Source organism: Micromonospora avicenniae (assembly GCF_900156065.1).
In the GTDB taxonomy this organism is placed as follows: Bacteria; Actinomycetota; Actinomycetes; order Mycobacteriales; family Micromonosporaceae; genus Micromonospora; species Micromonospora avicenniae.
Genome location: NZ_FTNF01000045.1, coordinates 1 through 16,213, shown reverse-complemented (window position 1 = coordinate 16,213; position 16,213 = coordinate 1). Strand labels below are relative to the sequence as shown.

The following is a 16,213-nucleotide window of genomic DNA, read 5'->3' as shown; positions in this document are numbered from 1 at the left end:
ACCCGGACAGCCTGACGACACCACGCCGTCCAGACCAGCACCCGGACGGCGCGTCACCCGCACGACAGGGCAAAGGTTGCCTGATGCGGCACTAGGTCGTCGCTTCATATCCGAGACGCCTCGGGGCTGTACGCCCCGAGGCGTCTCGACGTTTCCGGCCTGGCCTCGCTTGTGGGCCTGACTGGTCCAGTCGCCAGATGCGTGTCCCGCCTACCGTGGCCGTTCGGACCGTTTGGGCTGGCTGGTGGGGCGGGGTGCGGTAGGTGCGGGGCGGTGATCGACTCGTCATCAATGAAGTCGGGGCGTTGCAGCGTGTTGGATGCCCCGACTTCAAGGATTCCGAGTGGATCACCGTCCTGGAGCGCGCTGTTCGGGGCAGGTGCCGAGGCGTTGAGAGGTGCCCAGGCACCCGGGCGTGCTGAGCCCCGCTCTCACCCTCCCGTGGCCCGCTTCGGCCCCGGCCCCGGCCCCTGCCCGCTTCGGCCCCCGGCCCCGGCCCCAGCCCGGCCCCCGGCCCCGGCCCCAGCCCGGCCCCCGGCCCCGGCCCCAGCCCGGCCCCAGCCCGGCCTCGGCCTGGCTGGCGTCGGAGGGTTCACAGGACGTGCAGTGCGGTGCAGAGCCAGCGGCCCCGGCGGTGTTCCAGGCGAAGCGCGAGCGCCCAACTGCGGCCGGCGGCGCTGCTGAGCACCGCGGCCACCTCGACCGCCCCGGCCCGGGGCTCGCTCGCCCGTAGACGCCGCAACCGGACGGTGGGTCGGGCGGACCGGGCGGACCGGGCGGCGCGGCGGCGTGGCGGTCCGATGCGGCCGGCGGCCCGCGACAGTTCGGGCAGGAGGTCGTGCGCCCGGGGCGGATCGAGCAGGGGTCGTAGCTGCGCGGGCGGCCGGTAGCCGTTGAGCACCTCGACGCACGTGGAGACGAACCGGTGTGCCGCGCGGGTCGCTTCCGGGGTGGCGGTGACCAGGGCGTCGGGCGGCAGTGGTGTGGCCGGGCCGCGTCGTGGACCGGTGGGGGCCGGCCGGAGCCCGGCCCGCCGGGCCGGTGGGTGACCGATGTCGGGCCGGTTCGGCGCGAACAGGTCGAGAGCGAGCTGGCCGTGGGTGGGTGGTGACCAGCCGATTTCGTCGTCGACGTACGGCGGGTCGAGCGGCGGCGCGGGGCGGAGGCGGATGGGGGGCCGGGGCGGCCCGGGACGGCGATTCATCGGCTGCTCCCAAACCCTACGTTTGCTTCCGTTTGCCTTCGACTACCTCCTAGTGTCGGGCAGAACAGAGCCATCGGTCAATGGCATGCCGCGCTCGACCGACTACTCGGCGTCGCGCTCGGTCAGTGGATTGCTGCGTACCCAGTCTGCGGTCTCCGCGTACTTCTGCTGGATGTACTCCTCGAGCCGGGCGCGCTCCACGCGCCACTGGCCGCGTCCGCCGATCTTGATTGCGGGCAGTTCGCCGCTGCGCACCATGTGGTAGACCTGCGAATCCGACACGTTCAGCTCGGCGGCCACGTCGGACAGGAGCAGGAACCTCGGCTCCACGGAAACTCCCTCGGTTGGGTTCGGTTGCCTCAGTTTGCCACCGTCGCCGTGCGAACCACAGCATTGGTGCCGCTGGGCCGCGCTGCCAGGCCGCCGGACACACCGGCCCGGAACTTCCACCGGCCGGACGCGGGGTGTATGACGGTCACGGCGTACGGCATGATCTGCGCCCGGGCCGGCGCGCAGCCGGTGGAGGACCTAAGCGGGGAGACGACCGTGACCGACCAGCTTGTCCGGGTGTACGTTCCGGCGACCGTACCGATGCTGGCCCGGCTGCGCGAGCACGGGCTGGCCGCCGCCGAGGCGCACGCGGTCACCCCGGCCCTGCGCGAGTGGTACGCCGAGGGCGACGAGGAGGAGTTGGAGTACGTCGCCTTCACCCGTGCCGCCCAGGACGCGCTGCAACTGCTCCGGGCCGATCCGGGTGCCCCCCGCCGCCGGGTCGTGGTCTCGGCCGACCTGCCGGCCGTCGCTGTCGGACGGGTCGACGGCGAACTCGGCTCGAGCATCGTCGCGTTGACGGGCGCGGTGCCGGTGAGCGCCGTGGCGGCCATCCACGTGGACGGCGCGGAGGCGGTCCAGGATGTCGCCGCGGCGGCCGAGGTGGTGGTCGAGGCGCTCGCCGGGGACCCGGACGCCCAGTTCACCGTCGACGGCGCCGAGGACCACGAGTTGGAGTGGTACGACGTCACCGAACTCGACCTGCTCCTGCGTACGGTCTCCTGACGGCTCGGTGTCGCGCCGGAAGACCGCCCGTCCGCTGCGACCGGGCTCGTCCGGTCAGCGACCGGCGCCGGCCGCCACCGGGTCCTCGGCCGGGTCGTCCTCGGTCTCCGTCGAGCCGAGCGTGCGGCCGAACGCGATGAGCGCGGTCAGCGCCCCCACGAAGAGCACCCAGATGCCGTTGTCCACGCGCGAGGTGCCGAGCATGGTCTGCGCGACGGAGTCCGCCTCGCTGAGCGCGCCAGCCAGGTCGAGCAGGGAGCGCCCGCCGACCCGGATGATCACCTCGGCCAGCAGCAGGAACAGTCCCGGCCCGGCGCCGGCCAGCAGGTAGGCCGGCCAGCGGGGCAGCGTCGCGGCCGGGTCGCGGCGGATCGTCCGGCGCTTCGCCCAGGACAGGTACGCGAACGCCAGCAGCCCCGCGACCAGTCCGGCGAGCAGGGACTCGGTGCGCGACACCCACTTGGCGGCGTTCACCAGCGACTCCTGGGTGTCGCCCGCGCCGAAGAGGTCGAAGAGCGGATCCCGGACCCGGCTGAACGCGACCACGAAGATCAGTGCGCCGAGCGCCGAGGCGGACACCGCGCCGACCACCGGGGCGTTGCGGGCGCCGGCCACCGCGCCGCCGATGATCGCCGCGGCGGCGGTCGTGCCGGCGATGACGTTGGTGGTGGCGTTGTCGGCGTAGGTGAGGTTGATGGCCAGCGCGGCGACCAGCCCGACCAGCATGCCGGCGCCGATCGCGCCCACGAAGCGCAGGGTGATGCCACCGCCGTACCGGCGGCCCAGGGCATTGCCACCGGCGAGGGCGACGGCAGCGCCGGCCACCAGCGCGGCCGAGATCACCCCGGGCAGCGCGAAGGCGGAGAGGCTGATCACGGTGACGCCGGCCTCCGCCGAGTGGATCGCCTCCCGGGTCGACCAGAGCATCGCGGCCAGCCAGCCCAGCGACAGCAGCGCGAGCAGGGCCGCGGCGGGCGCCGGCACGGGCCCGGTGACCCGAGCGGAATCGTCGCCGGGCACCGCGTCCTCGACATCCGTCCGGTCGCCGGCCGGGTCGTGGTCCACCGCCGGCTCGTCGGTCGCGGGGTCGATGACCGGCGTCGGGCCGGCTTCACCGGCCGTGGTCTCCGCCGTGTCGCCGGCCGCGTCCTGGTCCGGCTGCGCGGCGTTGGGGCTGCCGGGCTGCTTGGTCATCGTCTTCCCTTCGCGGGTCGGCAGGTCACCGACCATCCAGGGTAGCCGCCTCCGGTGCTCGTCCCGCGCGCCCGCCACCTGCCCGTCACGCGGCGTCCGGTCGGCCGCGCCGGACGCGGGCCGCGAGCATGTGTGCGATCGAGGGCGGGTCGTCCGATCATCGGACGCTCGTCCAGGCGTGGCGACGGGGGAGCAGGACGGTCACCTGCCCGTGAAACAATCTCCCCAGGTCCCGCCGTCGTGGCCGGTCAACCCGGTGCGTCGCGCGGCGTCCGGCCGTCCGGTCGGTGCCCGCGGGTCCGGTTCCGCCACCGCTGTCGAGATCGCCAGGAGCCTTCATGGACGCCGTGTTCTCCGTCCCCGAACCGCGCAATGAGCCGGTACGCACCTACGAGCCGGGCAGTGCCGACCGGGAGCGGCTCCAGCGGCGGCTCACCCAGCTCGCCGCCGACCGCATCGACCTGCCGATGACCATCGCCGGTGAGCAGCGGATGGCCGGCGGCGCGTCGATCGACGTGGTCCAGCCGCACAAGCGCGCGCATGTGCTCGGCGTCACCGCGCACGCCACCCACGACGACGCCCGCGCCGCCGTCAAGGCCGCGAAGGCCGCCGCCCCGATGTGGCGGGCGCTGCCGTTCGAGGAGCGTGCGGCGATCTTCCTGCGCGCGGCCGAGCTGCTCTCCGGCCCCTGGCGGGACACCCTGAACGCGGCCACCATGCTCGGCCAGTCCAAGACGGTGGTGCAGGCGGAGATCGACGCGGCCTGCGAATTCATCGACTTCCTCCGGTTCAACGTCCACTTCGCCCGCAGGCTCCTCGGCGAGCAGCCGCTCTCCTCGGCCGGCACGTGGAACCGGTTCGACCACCGCCCGCTCGAGGGCTTCATCTACGCGGTGACCCCGTTCAACTTCACCGCCATCGCCGGCAACCTGCCGTCGGCGCCGGCGCTGCTGGGCAACACGGTGGTCTGGAAGCCGGGCCCGACCCAGCAGTTCGCCGCGCACTTCACCATGCGCCTGTTCGAGGCGGCGGGCCTCCCGCCCGGCGTGATCAACATGGTCACCGGCCGCGGCGAGGAGGTCTCCGACGTGGTGCTCGCCGACCCGGACCTGGCGGGCATCCACTTCACCGGCTCCACCAAGGTCTTCCAGCACCTGTGGCGGACGGTGGGCGAGAACATCTCCCGCTACCGGGGCTACCCGCGCCTGGTCGGCGAGACCGGTGGCAAGGACTTCGTCGTGGCGCACACCAGCGCCGACGTCGACGCGCTGCACACCGCGCTGATCCGCGGCGCCTACGAGTACCAGGGCCAGAAGTGCTCGGCCGCGTCCCGTGCGTACATCCCCCGCTCCATCTGGGAGGGCGGGCTGCGTGACCGGCTCGCCGCCACGGCGGACGGGCTGGCGTACGGCGACGTCACGGACTTCAGCAACTTCGGTGGCGCGGTGATCGACGAGAAGGCGTTCGCCCGGCACACGGCCGCGCTGGAGCTGATCTCCGGGGACGACACCTGCCGGATCCTGGCCGGCGGCACCGCGGACGACTCGGTCGGGTACTTCGTCCGGCCGACCCTCTTCGAGTGCAGCGACGCCGCCCACGAGACGTTCACCACCGAGTACTTCGGGCCGATCCTCGGCGTGCACGTCTTCGACGACGCCCGCTTCGACGAGGTGGTGGCGCAGGCCGAGTCGATCGCTCCGTACGCCCTCACCGGGTCGATCTTCGCGACGGACCGCGAGGTGGTCGACCGGGTGGCGGAGAAGATGCGGTACGCGGCCGGCAACTTCTACATCAACGACAAGCCGACCGGCGCGGTGGTCGGGCAGCAGCCGTTCGGTGGTGCGCGGGCGAGCGGCACCAACGACAAGGCGGGCTCCTGGCACAACCTGGTCCGCTGGATGTCGCCGCGGACGATCAAGGAGACGTTCGTGCCGCCGACGGACCACACGTACCCGCACATGGGCTGAGTGGATGCCGGAGGGCCCCCTGCTGGGACAGGGGGCCCTCGGCGCCTCAACGGACTGTCGTCGGCCGACAGTGCACATTGGAAGACCTGTTGGGTGGCAAACCGTCAAATCCTGGACGGCGCGTCGGCAAAGTGGCAGCGTAATGCCCATGGCGGATTCCGGAGTCAACCCCACGGCGGCGGCCCTGCTCGGCCTGCTGCACGAGGGCCCGATGACAGGCGGTCAACTGATGGCCGCCGCTGAGCGCCGTCTGGCGCCGTACTGGTCGATGACCCGCAGCCAGGTCTACCGGGAGTTGCCCGTGTTGGCCGAGCGAGGCATGGTGCGGCTGGGCAAGCCCGGGCCACGGTTGAGCCAGCCGTACGCGATCACCGCGGCCGGAAAACGGACATTCGCGAAGTGGTTGGCCGAAAACCCCGGCCGGGACACCATCCGTAACCCGGTCGCGCTGCGGATGGCCTTCGGCAACCTGCACTCGGCCAGCCAGCTCAAGAACCTCTACGCCCAGGCGAACGAGTACCACACCGAGGCCCTGGCGCAGGTCCGGGAGCAGGTCAAGAACGCCAAGAAGGAGGGCGAGACGTACGACGCGAGCGCCCTGGAGTTCGCTGTCGCCTACCATCGGGCGGCGCTGTCCTGGCTGAAGAGCGCCCCGGCCGGGTGAGTCGCCGGCGGGTTCGCCCCCGGGCGTGAGCCGTGCGGCGCGCGACACCGGCAGGTTTTTGCCGGTGACCGCGGGGCTCGCAGGCTGAGTCCTCATCCTTCGCAGTACGCTTGTCAGTCGTGACCGCTGCCGACTACGCCGAACAGCTCAAGGAACTCGACGCCACCCTGCGCAACATCGAGGCAGTCCTCGACCTCGACCGGCTGCGCGAGGACAAGGCCCGACTCGAGCAGGAGGCCTCCGCGCCGGACCTGTGGGACGACCAGGCCAAGGCGCAGCATGTGACCTCGCAGCTGTCGTACGTCAACGGCGAGATCAGCAAGCTCGCCAGTCTCCGCTCCCGGCTCGACGACGCCCAGGTCCTGCTGGAGCTGGCGGAGGCGGAGTCCGACCCGAGTGTGCTCGGCGAGGTGGAGAGCGAGATCACCGGGCTGACCAAGGCCATCCAGGAGATGGAGGTCCGCACCCTGCTCTCCGGCGAGTACGACTCCCGGGAGGCGCTGGTCGCCATCCGGGCGGGAGCCGGCGGGGTGGACGCCGCCGACTTCGCCGAGATGCTGCTGCGGATGTACCTGCGCTGGGCGGAGCGGCACGGCTACCCGACCGAGGTCTACGAAACCTCGTACGCCGAGGAGGCGGGCCTCAAGTCGGCGACCTTCACGGTCAAGGTCCCGTACGCGTACGGCACGCTCAGTGTCGAGTCGGGCACGCACCGGCTGGTCCGGATCAGTCCCTTCGACAACCAGGGTCGCCGGCAGACCAGCTTCGCCGGCGTCGAGGTGCTGCCGGTCGTGGAGCAGACCGACCACATCGACATCCCCGAGAACGAGATGCGGATCGACGTCTACCGGTCCTCCGGCCCGGGTGGGCAGAGCGTCAACACCACCGACTCGGCGGTGCGGATCACCCACATCCCCACCGGCATCGTGGTGACCTGCCAGAACGAGAAGTCCCAGCTGCAGAACAAGGCGTCCGCGCTGCGGGTGCTCCAGGCCCGGCTGCTTGAGCGCAAGCGGCAGGAGGAGCAGGCCAAGCTCCAGGGGCTGAAGACCGACGCGGCCGGCTCGTGGGGCGACCAGATGCGCTCGTACGTCCTGCACCCTTATCAGATGGTGAAGGATCTCCGAACCGAGCAGGAGACCGGCAATCCGAGCTCGGTCTTCGACGGCGACCTGGACGAGTTCATCGAGGCCGGGATCCGTTGGCGCAAGCAGCGGGAGCTTGCCGGCGACAATGCGTGACGACCTGCGGGCTCAGCGCGTCGTCGATCTCCGGCACAACAGTCTAAATCGATGACGCGCTCGGCATCTGCGGGGCGTGGGACTTGGCTCTGCGGTTACACCGCGTAGACTCACCACCCGTGATTCAGCTTGAGCAAGTGACGAAGACGTACCCGAAGGCGTCCCGGCCTTCGCTCGACAACGTGTCCGTCTCAATTGAGAAGGGCGAGTTCGTCTTCTTCATCGGCCCATCCGGCTCCGGCAAGTCCACGATCATCAAGATGCTGCTGCACGAGGTCACGCCCAACAAGGGCCGGGTCGTCGTGAACGGCAAGGACGTCACGTCGATGCGCTCGTGGAAGCGACCGCACTTCCGGCGTTCCATCGGCTGCGTCTTCCAGGACTTCCGGCTGCTGCCGAACCGCACCGCGTACGAGAACGTGGCGTTCGCTCTCGAGGTCATCGGCAAGACCAAGGCGGTCGCCCGCCGGGTCGTGCCGGAGGTGCTCGAGCTGGTCGGGCTCGGTGGCAAGGAGCACCGTTACCCGCACGAGCTCTCCGGTGGTGAGCAGCAGCGGGTCGCCGTCGCGCGGGCCTTCGTGAACCGTCCGCTGATCCTGCTCGCCGACGAGCCGACGGGAAACCTGGACCCGGACACCTCGATCGAGATCATGCGCCTGCTGGACCGGATCAACCGCACCGGCACGACAGTCGTGATGGTCACGCACGACTCCAACATCGTGAACCAGATGCGGCGCCGGGTCATCGAGATCGAGAGCGGCCGCATCGTGCGTGACCAGGCCCGCGGCGTTTACGGGTGAGCCCCCGCTCCCACCCCGCCGTACGACCTGACGACGAACACCTCATGCCGGAGACCCGGAGGAATTCCCGATGCGGATGAAATACGTCCTGTCCGAGGTACTGGTCGGACTGTGGCGCAACGTGACCATGACCATCGCGATGATCATCACGATGGCGGTGTCGCTGTTCATGCTCGGCGGTAGCGGCCTTCTCTACCAGAAGGTCGGCGACATGAAGGACCTCTACTACGAGAACGTCGAGGTCTCCATCTTCCTGACCCAGGAAGTGACCGAGCAGCAGCGTGCTGACCTGGACAGCAAGCTGAAGAGCGACCCGATGGTCAAGGAAGTCCTGTACGTCGACAAGCAGCAGGCGTACGAGCGCTTCCAGCAGATGTACGCCGACGCTCCGGACCTGGTCAACGCGGTCAAGCCGGACCAGCTGCCCGAGTCGTTCCGGCTCAAGCTCAACAACCCGGAGCAGTACAAGAACATCTATGACCAGTACAAGGAGAGCGAGGGGGTCGACGAGATCGTCGACCAGAGCAAGCTGCTCGACAAGGTCTTCGGCGTACTGACCGGGTTCCAGAACGGTGCGCTGGCCATCGCGATCGTGATGGCGATAGCCGCCCTGCTGCTGGTCGCCAACACGATCCAGGTGGCCGCCTACAGCAAGCGGCGTGAGGTCGCGGTCATGAAGCTGGTCGGTGCCTCCAACTGGTTCATCCAGGCGCCGTTCGTGCTGGAGGCCGTGGTCGCCGGTCTGCTCGGTTCGATCCTCGGCCTGGTGGCCCTGGCCGTCCTGAAGGTCACCGCCGCCGGCAGTTCGTTGGCGGCCCTGGAGGGCCTGATCACGCCGGTGTCCTGGGGCGAGATCTTCCTGATCTTCCCGCTGATGGCCGGCGTCGGCGCCGTGGTCAGCGCCGGTACCGCGTGGGTCACGCTCCGCTTCTACCTGCGGGTCTAGTTGCCGTACGGGTCGTCCCGGCATCGTCGCCAGGGCCCTCTCGCGCCGGAATATTCGGCGTGGGAGGGCCCTTGTGGTTAGGTAGCATGATCTCCGCTGTCGGCCGGGTCGCCCCGGTCGTCGACACGTCCGGAAGGGAGGTGGCGCCGATGCCACGGGAACAGGGACGGAAGGTCGTCGCCTCCAATCGCAAGGCACGGCACGACTACGCCATCCTCGACACGTACGAGGCGGGCATGGCGTTGACCGGCACCGAGGTCAAGTCGCTGCGGGCGGGGCGTGCCTCGCTGGTGGACGCGTTCGCACAGGAGCGCAACGGCGAGCTCTACCTGCACGGCATGCACATCCCGGAGTACACGCAGGGCACCTGGACCAACCATGAGCCTCGGCGTACGCGGAAGTTGCTGCTGAAGCGGTTGGAAATCGACCGGTTGATCGGGAAGACCCGGGAGTCCGGTCTGACGCTGGTGCCGTTGCAGGTCTACTTCTCCGACGGCTGGGCCAAGGTGGAGATCGGCCTGGCCAAGGGCAAGAAGTCGTACGACAAGCGGCAGGACCTCGCCAAGCGGGACGCGGACCGGGAGATCGCCCGGGTCAGCGGACGACGTGGTAAGGGAATTTCTGAGTGATTTGTCCGCTATGCGCGGGTCGAACTCGCCGGGTGGAGGCTCGGGATGAAACCCGTTGCGGCAGGCGTTAGTCTTGTCAGTGCCGCCACAACGGCGGCCTGTCGAGGGGGTGACTGGTTTCGACTTCGTACGCAGCGACAGGGGAAGCGAGCCGAGGAAGCCGACGTCGTCTCGAGAATCGGTCGTCGGAAACTTATAAGCGCCAAGAACAATCGCGCTGACTTCGCTCTCGCCGCCTGAGGCGAGTAGCAAGTCTGTCGGCCTGGGAGCGCCTTCGACCCAGTTAGCCGGCATCAGCTAGAAGGCTGGCCAATCGGACCCGGTCGCGGGGTCCGTGCGGCGAGATCAATCAGCGACTGGGCCCGTCACACCGACTCGCTCGCGTGATCGGAGGGGCCGAGTAGAGGCACAGCGAGCTGCGCTCGGAGAAGCCCTGACAAACCGGCGAAGGACCCGGGTTCGATTCCCGGCACCTCCACCAGATGACATGTGCGCCCCGTCCACCCGGACCGGGGCGCACAGTCGTATCCGGCCCCGGAACCGACGGGCCGGGCGCAACGTCGAACCGGGCATGCGTCGTTCAGTGCTCCTGCTGGGTCTGCCGTTGCTACTGGTGGCCGGCTGCGCGCCCAGCGACGCCGTGCGCGTCTCCGCCCCGAGCGGCTCCCCGCCCGGAACCAGCCCGGGCTTCGAGCAGCGGGCGGCCGAGGTCGCCGACGCCTGGCGGCCCGTCCCGGAATGGACGCAGGGGTACGTGCCGCTACAGGGGCCGACGCTGCTGACCGGCGATCCGGGTTTCACCAGCGACACCGAGACGGCGTTCCGCAACGGCTGGTACCGGGACCAGATCGCAATGCCCGCCGCCCGCCCGGCCGACGCCACCATCAGCTTCCCGGACGGCACCCTGGCCGTTCCCCTGGTCAGCGCGGCCGAGGCGTACCGGGAACTGGACCAGGGCGACCCACCTCCCTGCCCGGGCCGGCCGGCGGCGCCGCCACGGACCAAGGGCGGGCCGACCATCGAACCCGGACCGGACGGCTGGGCCACCAGTGGGCCGCGGCCGGCCTGCACCCCGTTGACAGTCACGGCAGTACGGCTCGGCACCGCGCCCGTCCGGACCAGCCGCGGCGAGGCGCAGGTGCCCGCCTGGCTCTTCACCGTCGAGGAGCTGACCAGTCCGGTGGCCCGGCTGGCGGTCGCCCCGGATGCGGTCACCGACGTGCCGGAGCCCATCCTCCCGCCCCGAGCCGCCCCGGACGGGGTGGTCGGTGCGCAGCACCTCCAGACGTTGGCGGGCAACCGGGTCTCGTACCAGTTGGGGGTCGGTGCCTGCGACACCGACATCACCCCGTTCGTGTACGAGCGCGACGACGTGGTGGTCGTCGGTGGCGGCGTCACCCACAGCGCCGGTGTCTGCACCGATCAGCTCAAGCTGCAGCCGGTCGAGGTCACCCTCGAATCGCCGCTGGGCGCGCGGCCGGTGCTGGACGTGGTCACCGGTACGCCGCTGCGCATCGGAACCCGCTGACGTGCCGGCCGGTCGCCCGCCGGATGGTCGCCGGGTCAGATGATCGAGTCAGATGATCCGGGGCAGGTCGGTGGTGATCGGCACCGGAAGCACTGTGGGGCCCTCGCGTCGCAGCGCGGTGGCGAGCGCGTCGGCCAGCTGTTCCGGTGTCTCCACCACCGCGGTCGCGCAGCCGTACCCGCCGGCGACCGCCGTGATGTCCAGGCCGGGCAGGTCCAGGCCGGGCACCCCAGGGGTGTCCTTGAGTTCCGCGAACGCCTTGAGGATCGCGTATTGCTGGTTGACCGGCACCACGACGACCAGCGGCAGGCGCAGCCGCGCGGCGGTCCAGAGTGCCTGCACGGAGTAGTGGAAGGAACCGTCGCCGATGACCGCGACCACCGGCCGTTCGCGTCCGGTGTCCCGCTCCGCCAGGGCCACTCCCACCGCGGCCGGCAACCCGTAGCCCAGTCCGCCACTGGCCATGGTGAAGTACGACGCCGGTCGGGTGATGCGCAGATGGCGGCGCAGCGCGGGCAGGTTCGACGGTGTCTCCTGGACCAGCACCCCGTCCTCGGGCCAGTGTCGCGCCAACGCCGCGAAGAGCGCGTCCGCGCTGAGCGGACGGGTGACCTCGGGCGGCGTCGGCGTCGGTCGGGGCTCCGGCGGAGGGCGGTCCGCCGCGGGCAGCAGGTCGACCAGTGCGGCCAGGGCCAGCCCGGAGTCGGCCAGCAGACTGTCCCCGACCGGTGCTCGGGCGGCTTCGTCCGGGTCGTCCGTGACGTGCAGCAGCCGGGCCCCGTCCGGCAGGTAGGAGCCTGGGACGTACGGGTAGTAGCGGAAGACCGGGGCGCCGACCACCAGCACCGTGTCGTGCCCCTTGAGTGCCTCGGCGAGCGGACCGATGGCGAACGGCAGCACACCCCGGTAGTGCGGATGGTCCTCCGGGAAGCCGGCCCGTTCGGGCGCCGGGGCCGACCAGGCCGGGGCGGCCAGCCGCTCGGCCAGCGCGGTCGCCAGGGCCCAGCCGTCGGCCCGGTCCACCGCCGCGCCGAACACCAGCGCCGGGGCGCGGCTCGCGGCCAGCACGGCGGCGAAGTGTCCCAGCTGTTCGGGGTCGGGAGCGTACCGGGTGGCCACCGAGCGCAGCGGCGGCGGCGGGTCGGCGGGCTGCGCCCAGTCGTCGAGCGGCAGCGAGAGGAAGACCGGCCCGGAGGGTGGCTGCACCGCTGTCGCGTACGCCCGCAGCAGCGCGGCCGGGATGTCCTGGGCGCGGACCGGCTCGTAGGCCCACTTCACGTACGGCTGGGTGAGTTCCGCGGCGCGGCGGTTCGTCAGCCGGGGTTCGAGCAGCAGCATCTCCCGGGTCTGCTGGCCGGCGGTGACGATCAGCGGCGTCTTGTTGTGCCAGGCGGTGACCAGGTTGCCCATGCCGTTGCCGGTGCCCGGGGCGGTGTGCAGGTTGATGTGCGCCGGCCGGCCGGTGGCCTGGGCGTACCCGTCGGCCATACCGACCGCGGACGCTTCGTGCAGCGCGAGTACGTAGTGGAAATCGGCGGGAAACTCCTGCAGGAACGGCTCCTCGGTGGAGCCGGGGTTGCCGAAGACGGTGGTCATCCCGAGGTCGCGCAACAGGTCGTACGTAGTGTCCCGGACCGTTGCCATCGCCACCTGCCTCCGTGTCGCGGCGCGTGCTGCGGCTCGCCGGAGTTGGCTGGCTGCCCCCGACCCCCTCGAATCTATCGGCACAGAGGCGGGCGATCCGGGCGTTTCGTCGGCGCTGTGGTTTTGGTCTCCGGCGCCGCAAGACCCTCAGGGCAGAGCGATGGGCAGCTTGATGCCGGCCAACGCGTGCCCGCAGGGGCAGTCCCGCTCGCTCGGGAGCGCCGCGAGCACGTCCAGCAGCACCTCCCGCAGCCGGTCGGTGTTCTCGCCGAAGACCCGGAACACCTCGGCCTGGGTCACCGACTCACCGGCGACCAGCCCGGCGTCCAAGTCGGTGACCAGAGCGATCGACGTGTAGCAGAGCTCCAGCTCGCGGGCGAGCACCGCTTCCGGATGGCCGGTCATGTTGACCACGGTGCCGCCGAGCGAGGCGTACCACCGCGACTCGGCGCGGGTGGAGAAGCGTGGCCCTTCGACCACCACGACAGTGCCCCCGTCAACCGCCGCCACTTCCCGGCCCGCGGCCGCAGCGAGCAGCGTACGGCGGCCGTTCGGGCAGTACGGGTCGGCGAAGGGGACGTGCACCGCACCCCTGTCGTAGTACGTCTGGGGCCGCCCGCTGGTGCGATCGACGAGTTGATCGGGCACGACGAACGTGCCGGGGCCGAACTCCGGGCGCAGACTGCCCACGGCGCACGGCGCGAGCACCTGGCGCACCCCGAGCGACCGCAGCGCCCAGAGATTCGCCCGGTACGGGATCAGGTGCGGCGGGTGCCGGTGATCCCGGCCGTGCCGGGGCAGGAACGCCACCCGTCGGCCGCTCACCTCGGCGATGGTGATCTTGTCCGAGGGCAGCCCGTACGGCGTCTCCACCTCGTGCTCGCCGGCTCCGTCCAGAAGGCTGTACAGACCGGAGCCACCGATCACCGCGAGTTCGGCCGCAGGGCTCATCTGTCGCATCCTCTCCAGCGCGCGATCACCGCCCGCTCAGACCTTAGCCACCACCCCGGCCGCAGGCTATGGTGCCAGGCATGGCGTTGACAGCGCGGGTGCCGACCGGCGTGAGTGGCGACGATTCCTGCGCCGCGGCGCACAGGTGACGGGTGTGGAGATGCACGGAGAGGGCCAGGCGATCGGCGGGCGGGCGATGGAGTCGATGACCGGGCGGCTGCTGGTCGCGACGCCGGCGCTGAAGGACCCGAATTTCGACCGCACGGTGGTGCTACTGGTGGCGCACGAGCCGGGCGGGGCGCTCGGTGTGGTGCTCAACCGGGCCACCGAGGTGCCGGTCGCCGACGTGCTCGGCGGCTGGAACGATCTGGCCCGCCACCCCGCCGTGCTGTTCGAGGGCGGCCCCGTGCAGCCGGACAGCGCGATCTGCCTGGCCCGGTTGCGGCACCCCATCAAGCGGGTCAAGGGCTTCCACCAGATCTCCGGGGCGGTCGGCACCATCGACCTCTCGGTCGACCCGGAGCGGCTGCGGGAGCACATCGGCAGCATCCGGGTCTTCGCCGGTTACTCGGGCTGGGGTGCGGGGCAGCTGGAGCAGGAGATCGAGGAAGGATCCTGGTTCGTGCTCGACGCGCTGCCCGGTGACGCCTTCGTCGACCGCCCCGACGACCTGTGGCCGATGGTGCTGCGCCGGCAGGGCGGGATGATGGCCGCGGTGGCCCACTTCCCGCCGGACGTGGCGCTGAACTGACGCGCGGGCCCGCTCGGAGCCGGGATCGCCCATTGGGTCGGTGCCGGGGTCCGGCCGGAAGCCACGACCGGGGACCCCGCGAGATGACCCCGGCGGTCGGCATGTGTATAGTTTCGCCAGTGCCCGGGCGACCGGGACAGCAGCAAGGGGCCGTGGCGCAGCTGGTAGCGCACCACACTGGCAGTGTGGGGGTCAGGGGTTCGAGTCCCCTCGGCTCCACCCTTCGCGATCAGGGCGTTCGTCTGACAAGACGGACGCCCTTCGTCGTTCCGCGCGTCAGAAGTGGCCAAGCGGCGCGCGGAGGACATCCATCACGCGACCATGGTCGAATGGGGCGACCATCGAAGCCGGCGCAGGTCGGGGGCATCCTGCGCGGCGAGGAGGACGCGCAGCAGGCCAGCTTCCTGGAGCTGTTCTTCGACCTGGTGTTGGTCTTCGCGCTGGTCGGGGTCGTCAGCCGGATGGGGCCGGACCTTCTCTCCGACAACGTGGGCGTGCGCTGGCTGTCGCTGCAGTACACGGTCGTTCTGGCCCTGCCGTTGCTGTGGCTCTGGACGACCACCGCGTATGTCACCAGCCGGTTCGACTACCGCAACCGGTGGATACAGCTGCTGGTCCTGGTCAGCGCGTTCGGCCTGCTGATCATGGCGACGTCCCTGTACGAGTTCGAGCAACGCGGCAACATCTTCGCCATCGTGTACGTGGCGCTGCATATCGGACGCCCCCTGGTGCTCCGGCCGTTGTTACGGGAGCACCAGAACGTGCGAGCGCTCTACACCCGCCTGGCCATCTGGGCCAGCATCTCCGGCGCCATCTGGCTCGCCGGGGCGACGACGCACGGAAACCAGCGGATAGCCCTGTGGTCGATCGCCATCACCGTGGACCTGGTCGTGGCACGGTTCAGATGGCCGCTACCCGGCGTGCACCGACCACCGACCAGCGCGTGGGCGATGGCCAGCAGCCGACACCTCCCCGAGCGCTACCAGCAACTGTTGTTGATCGCACTCGGCGAGACGGTGCTGTCCATAGGCCTCACCTACGCCAACCACCCCGCCACGCTCGCCGCAAAGGCGGCCCTGGTGGTCACGTTCGTGTCGTCCGTGCTGATGTGGCGGATCTACTTCTATCGCGCGGGCCAGGTGCTGGCCGAGGCCGTCGAGATCTCGTCGAACCGGGCAGCTGCCGGCGGGATTGTCGGTGTCGCCCATCTGCTCATGGTGCTCGGCATCACCTTGACCGCGGCCGGCTCGGAAATCGTGTTGGCACATCCCCAGGGGCCCTCCGTGCCGGCCTGGCTTGCGGTCATCCTCGGCGGGCCGGCACTCTTCCTGTTCGGCCGCAGCCGGCTGGAACGGGTCGTCTTCAACCGGCTCGCCGTGCGACGGTTCGTCGGCATCGGCGTTCTGGTCCTGCTGGCACCACCCTTGCTCCTCGGCCCGCCGCTGCTGGCCGCCTTCGCCGCTGCTGTCGTGCTGTTCGGGGTCGCCGTCGCGGACGCTCGACGCGCCGCTGGCCGCCCACCGGAGGCCCCGTCCCCGTCCGCCTAGGTGTGCTGTCCAGGGAGGTTGGTCGAGGTTGTGTGACGACCTGATTTAGATCCTGGACTGGTGAAGGCCTCCGGTTGTGGAGTGGAGCTGT

At 70.6% G+C, this 16,213-nt stretch carries 15 protein-coding genes, 1 tRNA gene and 1 other RNA gene; 12 read left to right on the top strand and 5 right to left on the bottom strand.

What is annotated here, in order from left to right; all coding sequences use genetic code 11:
- Nucleotides 1–592: 592 nt before the first annotated feature.
- Nucleotides 593–1,204: an Rv3235 family protein gene (locus BXA10_RS29935; RefSeq protein ID WP_076474192.1), complete on the bottom strand. Its 612-nt coding sequence runs from the start codon at nucleotides 1,202–1,204 to the stop codon at nucleotides 593–595.
- 102 nt (nucleotides 1,205–1,306) lie between these two features.
- Nucleotides 1,307–1,534 (bottom strand): helix-turn-helix transcriptional regulator, encoded by a 228-nt coding sequence (locus BXA10_RS29930; protein WP_076474191.1) that lies wholly within the window; start codon nucleotides 1,532–1,534, stop codon nucleotides 1,307–1,309.
- A gap of 216 nt (nucleotides 1,535–1,750) precedes the next feature.
- Between BXA10_RS29930 and BXA10_RS29925 the strand changes: the two genes are divergently transcribed.
- The gene (locus tag BXA10_RS29925) at nucleotides 1,751–2,260 is read left to right on the top strand and encodes a DUF6912 family protein (protein ID WP_076474196.1); all 510 of its coding nucleotides are present in this window, start codon (nucleotides 1,751–1,753) and stop codon (nucleotides 2,258–2,260) included.
- Between the two features lie 54 nt (nucleotides 2,261–2,314).
- Here BXA10_RS29925 and BXA10_RS29920 read toward each other — a convergent pair whose 3' ends face one another.
- Nucleotides 2,315–3,454, bottom strand: a complete 1,140-nt coding sequence (locus BXA10_RS29920) for a hypothetical protein (protein ID WP_076474195.1) — start codon at nucleotides 3,452–3,454, stop codon at nucleotides 2,315–2,317.
- Nucleotides 3,455–3,792: 338 nt separating this feature from the next.
- On the opposite strand from BXA10_RS29920, the gene pruA reads away from it, so the two are divergent.
- From pruA to BXA10_RS29880, 8 genes are all read left to right on the top strand, one after another.
- A complete protein-coding gene (pruA, locus tag BXA10_RS29915; protein ID WP_076474190.1) occupies nucleotides 3,793–5,421 on the top strand; it encodes an L-glutamate gamma-semialdehyde dehydrogenase in 1,629 nt (542 codons plus the stop codon).
- A 148-nt stretch (nucleotides 5,422–5,569) separates the two neighbouring features.
- A complete protein-coding gene (locus BXA10_RS29910; RefSeq protein WP_076474189.1) occupies nucleotides 5,570–6,085 on the top strand; it encodes a PadR family transcriptional regulator in 516 nt (171 codons plus the stop codon).
- Between the two features lie 119 nt (nucleotides 6,086–6,204).
- Nucleotides 6,205–7,326 carry a peptide chain release factor 2 gene (gene prfB, locus BXA10_RS29905; protein ID WP_076474188.1) on the top strand — a complete coding sequence of 374 codons (1,122 nt, stop codon included), beginning with the start codon at nucleotides 6,205–6,207 and terminating at the stop codon, nucleotides 7,324–7,326.
- A 119-nt stretch (nucleotides 7,327–7,445) separates the two neighbouring features.
- Nucleotides 7,446–8,126, top strand: coding sequence for a cell division ATP-binding protein FtsE (ftsE, locus tag BXA10_RS29900; protein WP_073832794.1), 681 nt, complete (start codon nucleotides 7,446–7,448; stop codon nucleotides 8,124–8,126).
- Nucleotides 8,127–8,196: 70 nt separating this feature from the next.
- On the top strand, nucleotides 8,197–9,072 hold the full coding sequence (gene ftsX / locus BXA10_RS29895) for a permease-like cell division protein FtsX (RefSeq protein ID WP_076474187.1): 876 nt from the start codon (nucleotides 8,197–8,199) through the stop codon (nucleotides 9,070–9,072).
- 149 nt (nucleotides 9,073–9,221) lie between these two features.
- The gene (gene smpB / locus BXA10_RS29890; RefSeq protein WP_076474194.1) at nucleotides 9,222–9,701 is read left to right on the top strand and encodes an SsrA-binding protein SmpB; all 480 of its coding nucleotides are present in this window, start codon (nucleotides 9,222–9,224) and stop codon (nucleotides 9,699–9,701) included.
- Between the two features lie 105 nt (nucleotides 9,702–9,806).
- Nucleotides 9,807–10,182: a transfer-messenger RNA gene (gene ssrA / locus BXA10_RS29885) on the top strand.
- A gap of 90 nt (nucleotides 10,183–10,272) precedes the next feature.
- The gene (locus BXA10_RS29880; protein WP_076474186.1) at nucleotides 10,273–11,229 is read left to right on the top strand and encodes a hypothetical protein; all 957 of its coding nucleotides are present in this window, start codon (nucleotides 10,273–10,275) and stop codon (nucleotides 11,227–11,229) included.
- A gap of 48 nt (nucleotides 11,230–11,277) precedes the next feature.
- Here the strand turns inward: BXA10_RS29880 and mdlC are convergent, their stop codons facing one another.
- Both mdlC and BXA10_RS29870 read right to left on the bottom strand, forming a co-directional pair.
- Nucleotides 11,278–12,873, bottom strand: coding sequence for a benzoylformate decarboxylase (gene mdlC, locus BXA10_RS29875; RefSeq protein WP_217696889.1), 1,596 nt, complete (start codon nucleotides 12,871–12,873; stop codon nucleotides 11,278–11,280).
- 147 nt (nucleotides 12,874–13,020) lie between these two features.
- Nucleotides 13,021–13,824 carry an S-methyl-5'-thioadenosine phosphorylase gene (locus tag BXA10_RS29870; protein ID WP_076474184.1) on the bottom strand — a complete coding sequence of 268 codons (804 nt, stop codon included), beginning with the start codon at nucleotides 13,822–13,824 and terminating at the stop codon, nucleotides 13,021–13,023.
- Between the two features lie 160 nt (nucleotides 13,825–13,984).
- On the opposite strand from BXA10_RS29870, the gene BXA10_RS29865 reads away from it, so the two are divergent.
- The 3 genes from BXA10_RS29865 (at nucleotide 13,985) to BXA10_RS29855 (ending at nucleotide 16,122) form a co-directional block, all read left to right on the top strand.
- Nucleotides 13,985–14,575 (top strand): YqgE/AlgH family protein, encoded by a 591-nt coding sequence (locus tag BXA10_RS29865; RefSeq protein WP_076474193.1) that lies wholly within the window; start codon nucleotides 13,985–13,987, stop codon nucleotides 14,573–14,575.
- Between the two features lie 146 nt (nucleotides 14,576–14,721).
- Nucleotides 14,722–14,794, top strand: a tRNA-Ala gene (locus BXA10_RS29860).
- Nucleotides 14,795–14,904: 110 nt separating this feature from the next.
- Nucleotides 14,905–16,122 carry a low temperature requirement protein A gene (locus BXA10_RS29855; protein ID WP_076474183.1) on the top strand — a complete coding sequence of 406 codons (1,218 nt, stop codon included), beginning with the start codon at nucleotides 14,905–14,907 and terminating at the stop codon, nucleotides 16,120–16,122.
- The last annotated feature ends 91 nt before the right edge of the window (nucleotides 16,123–16,213 follow it).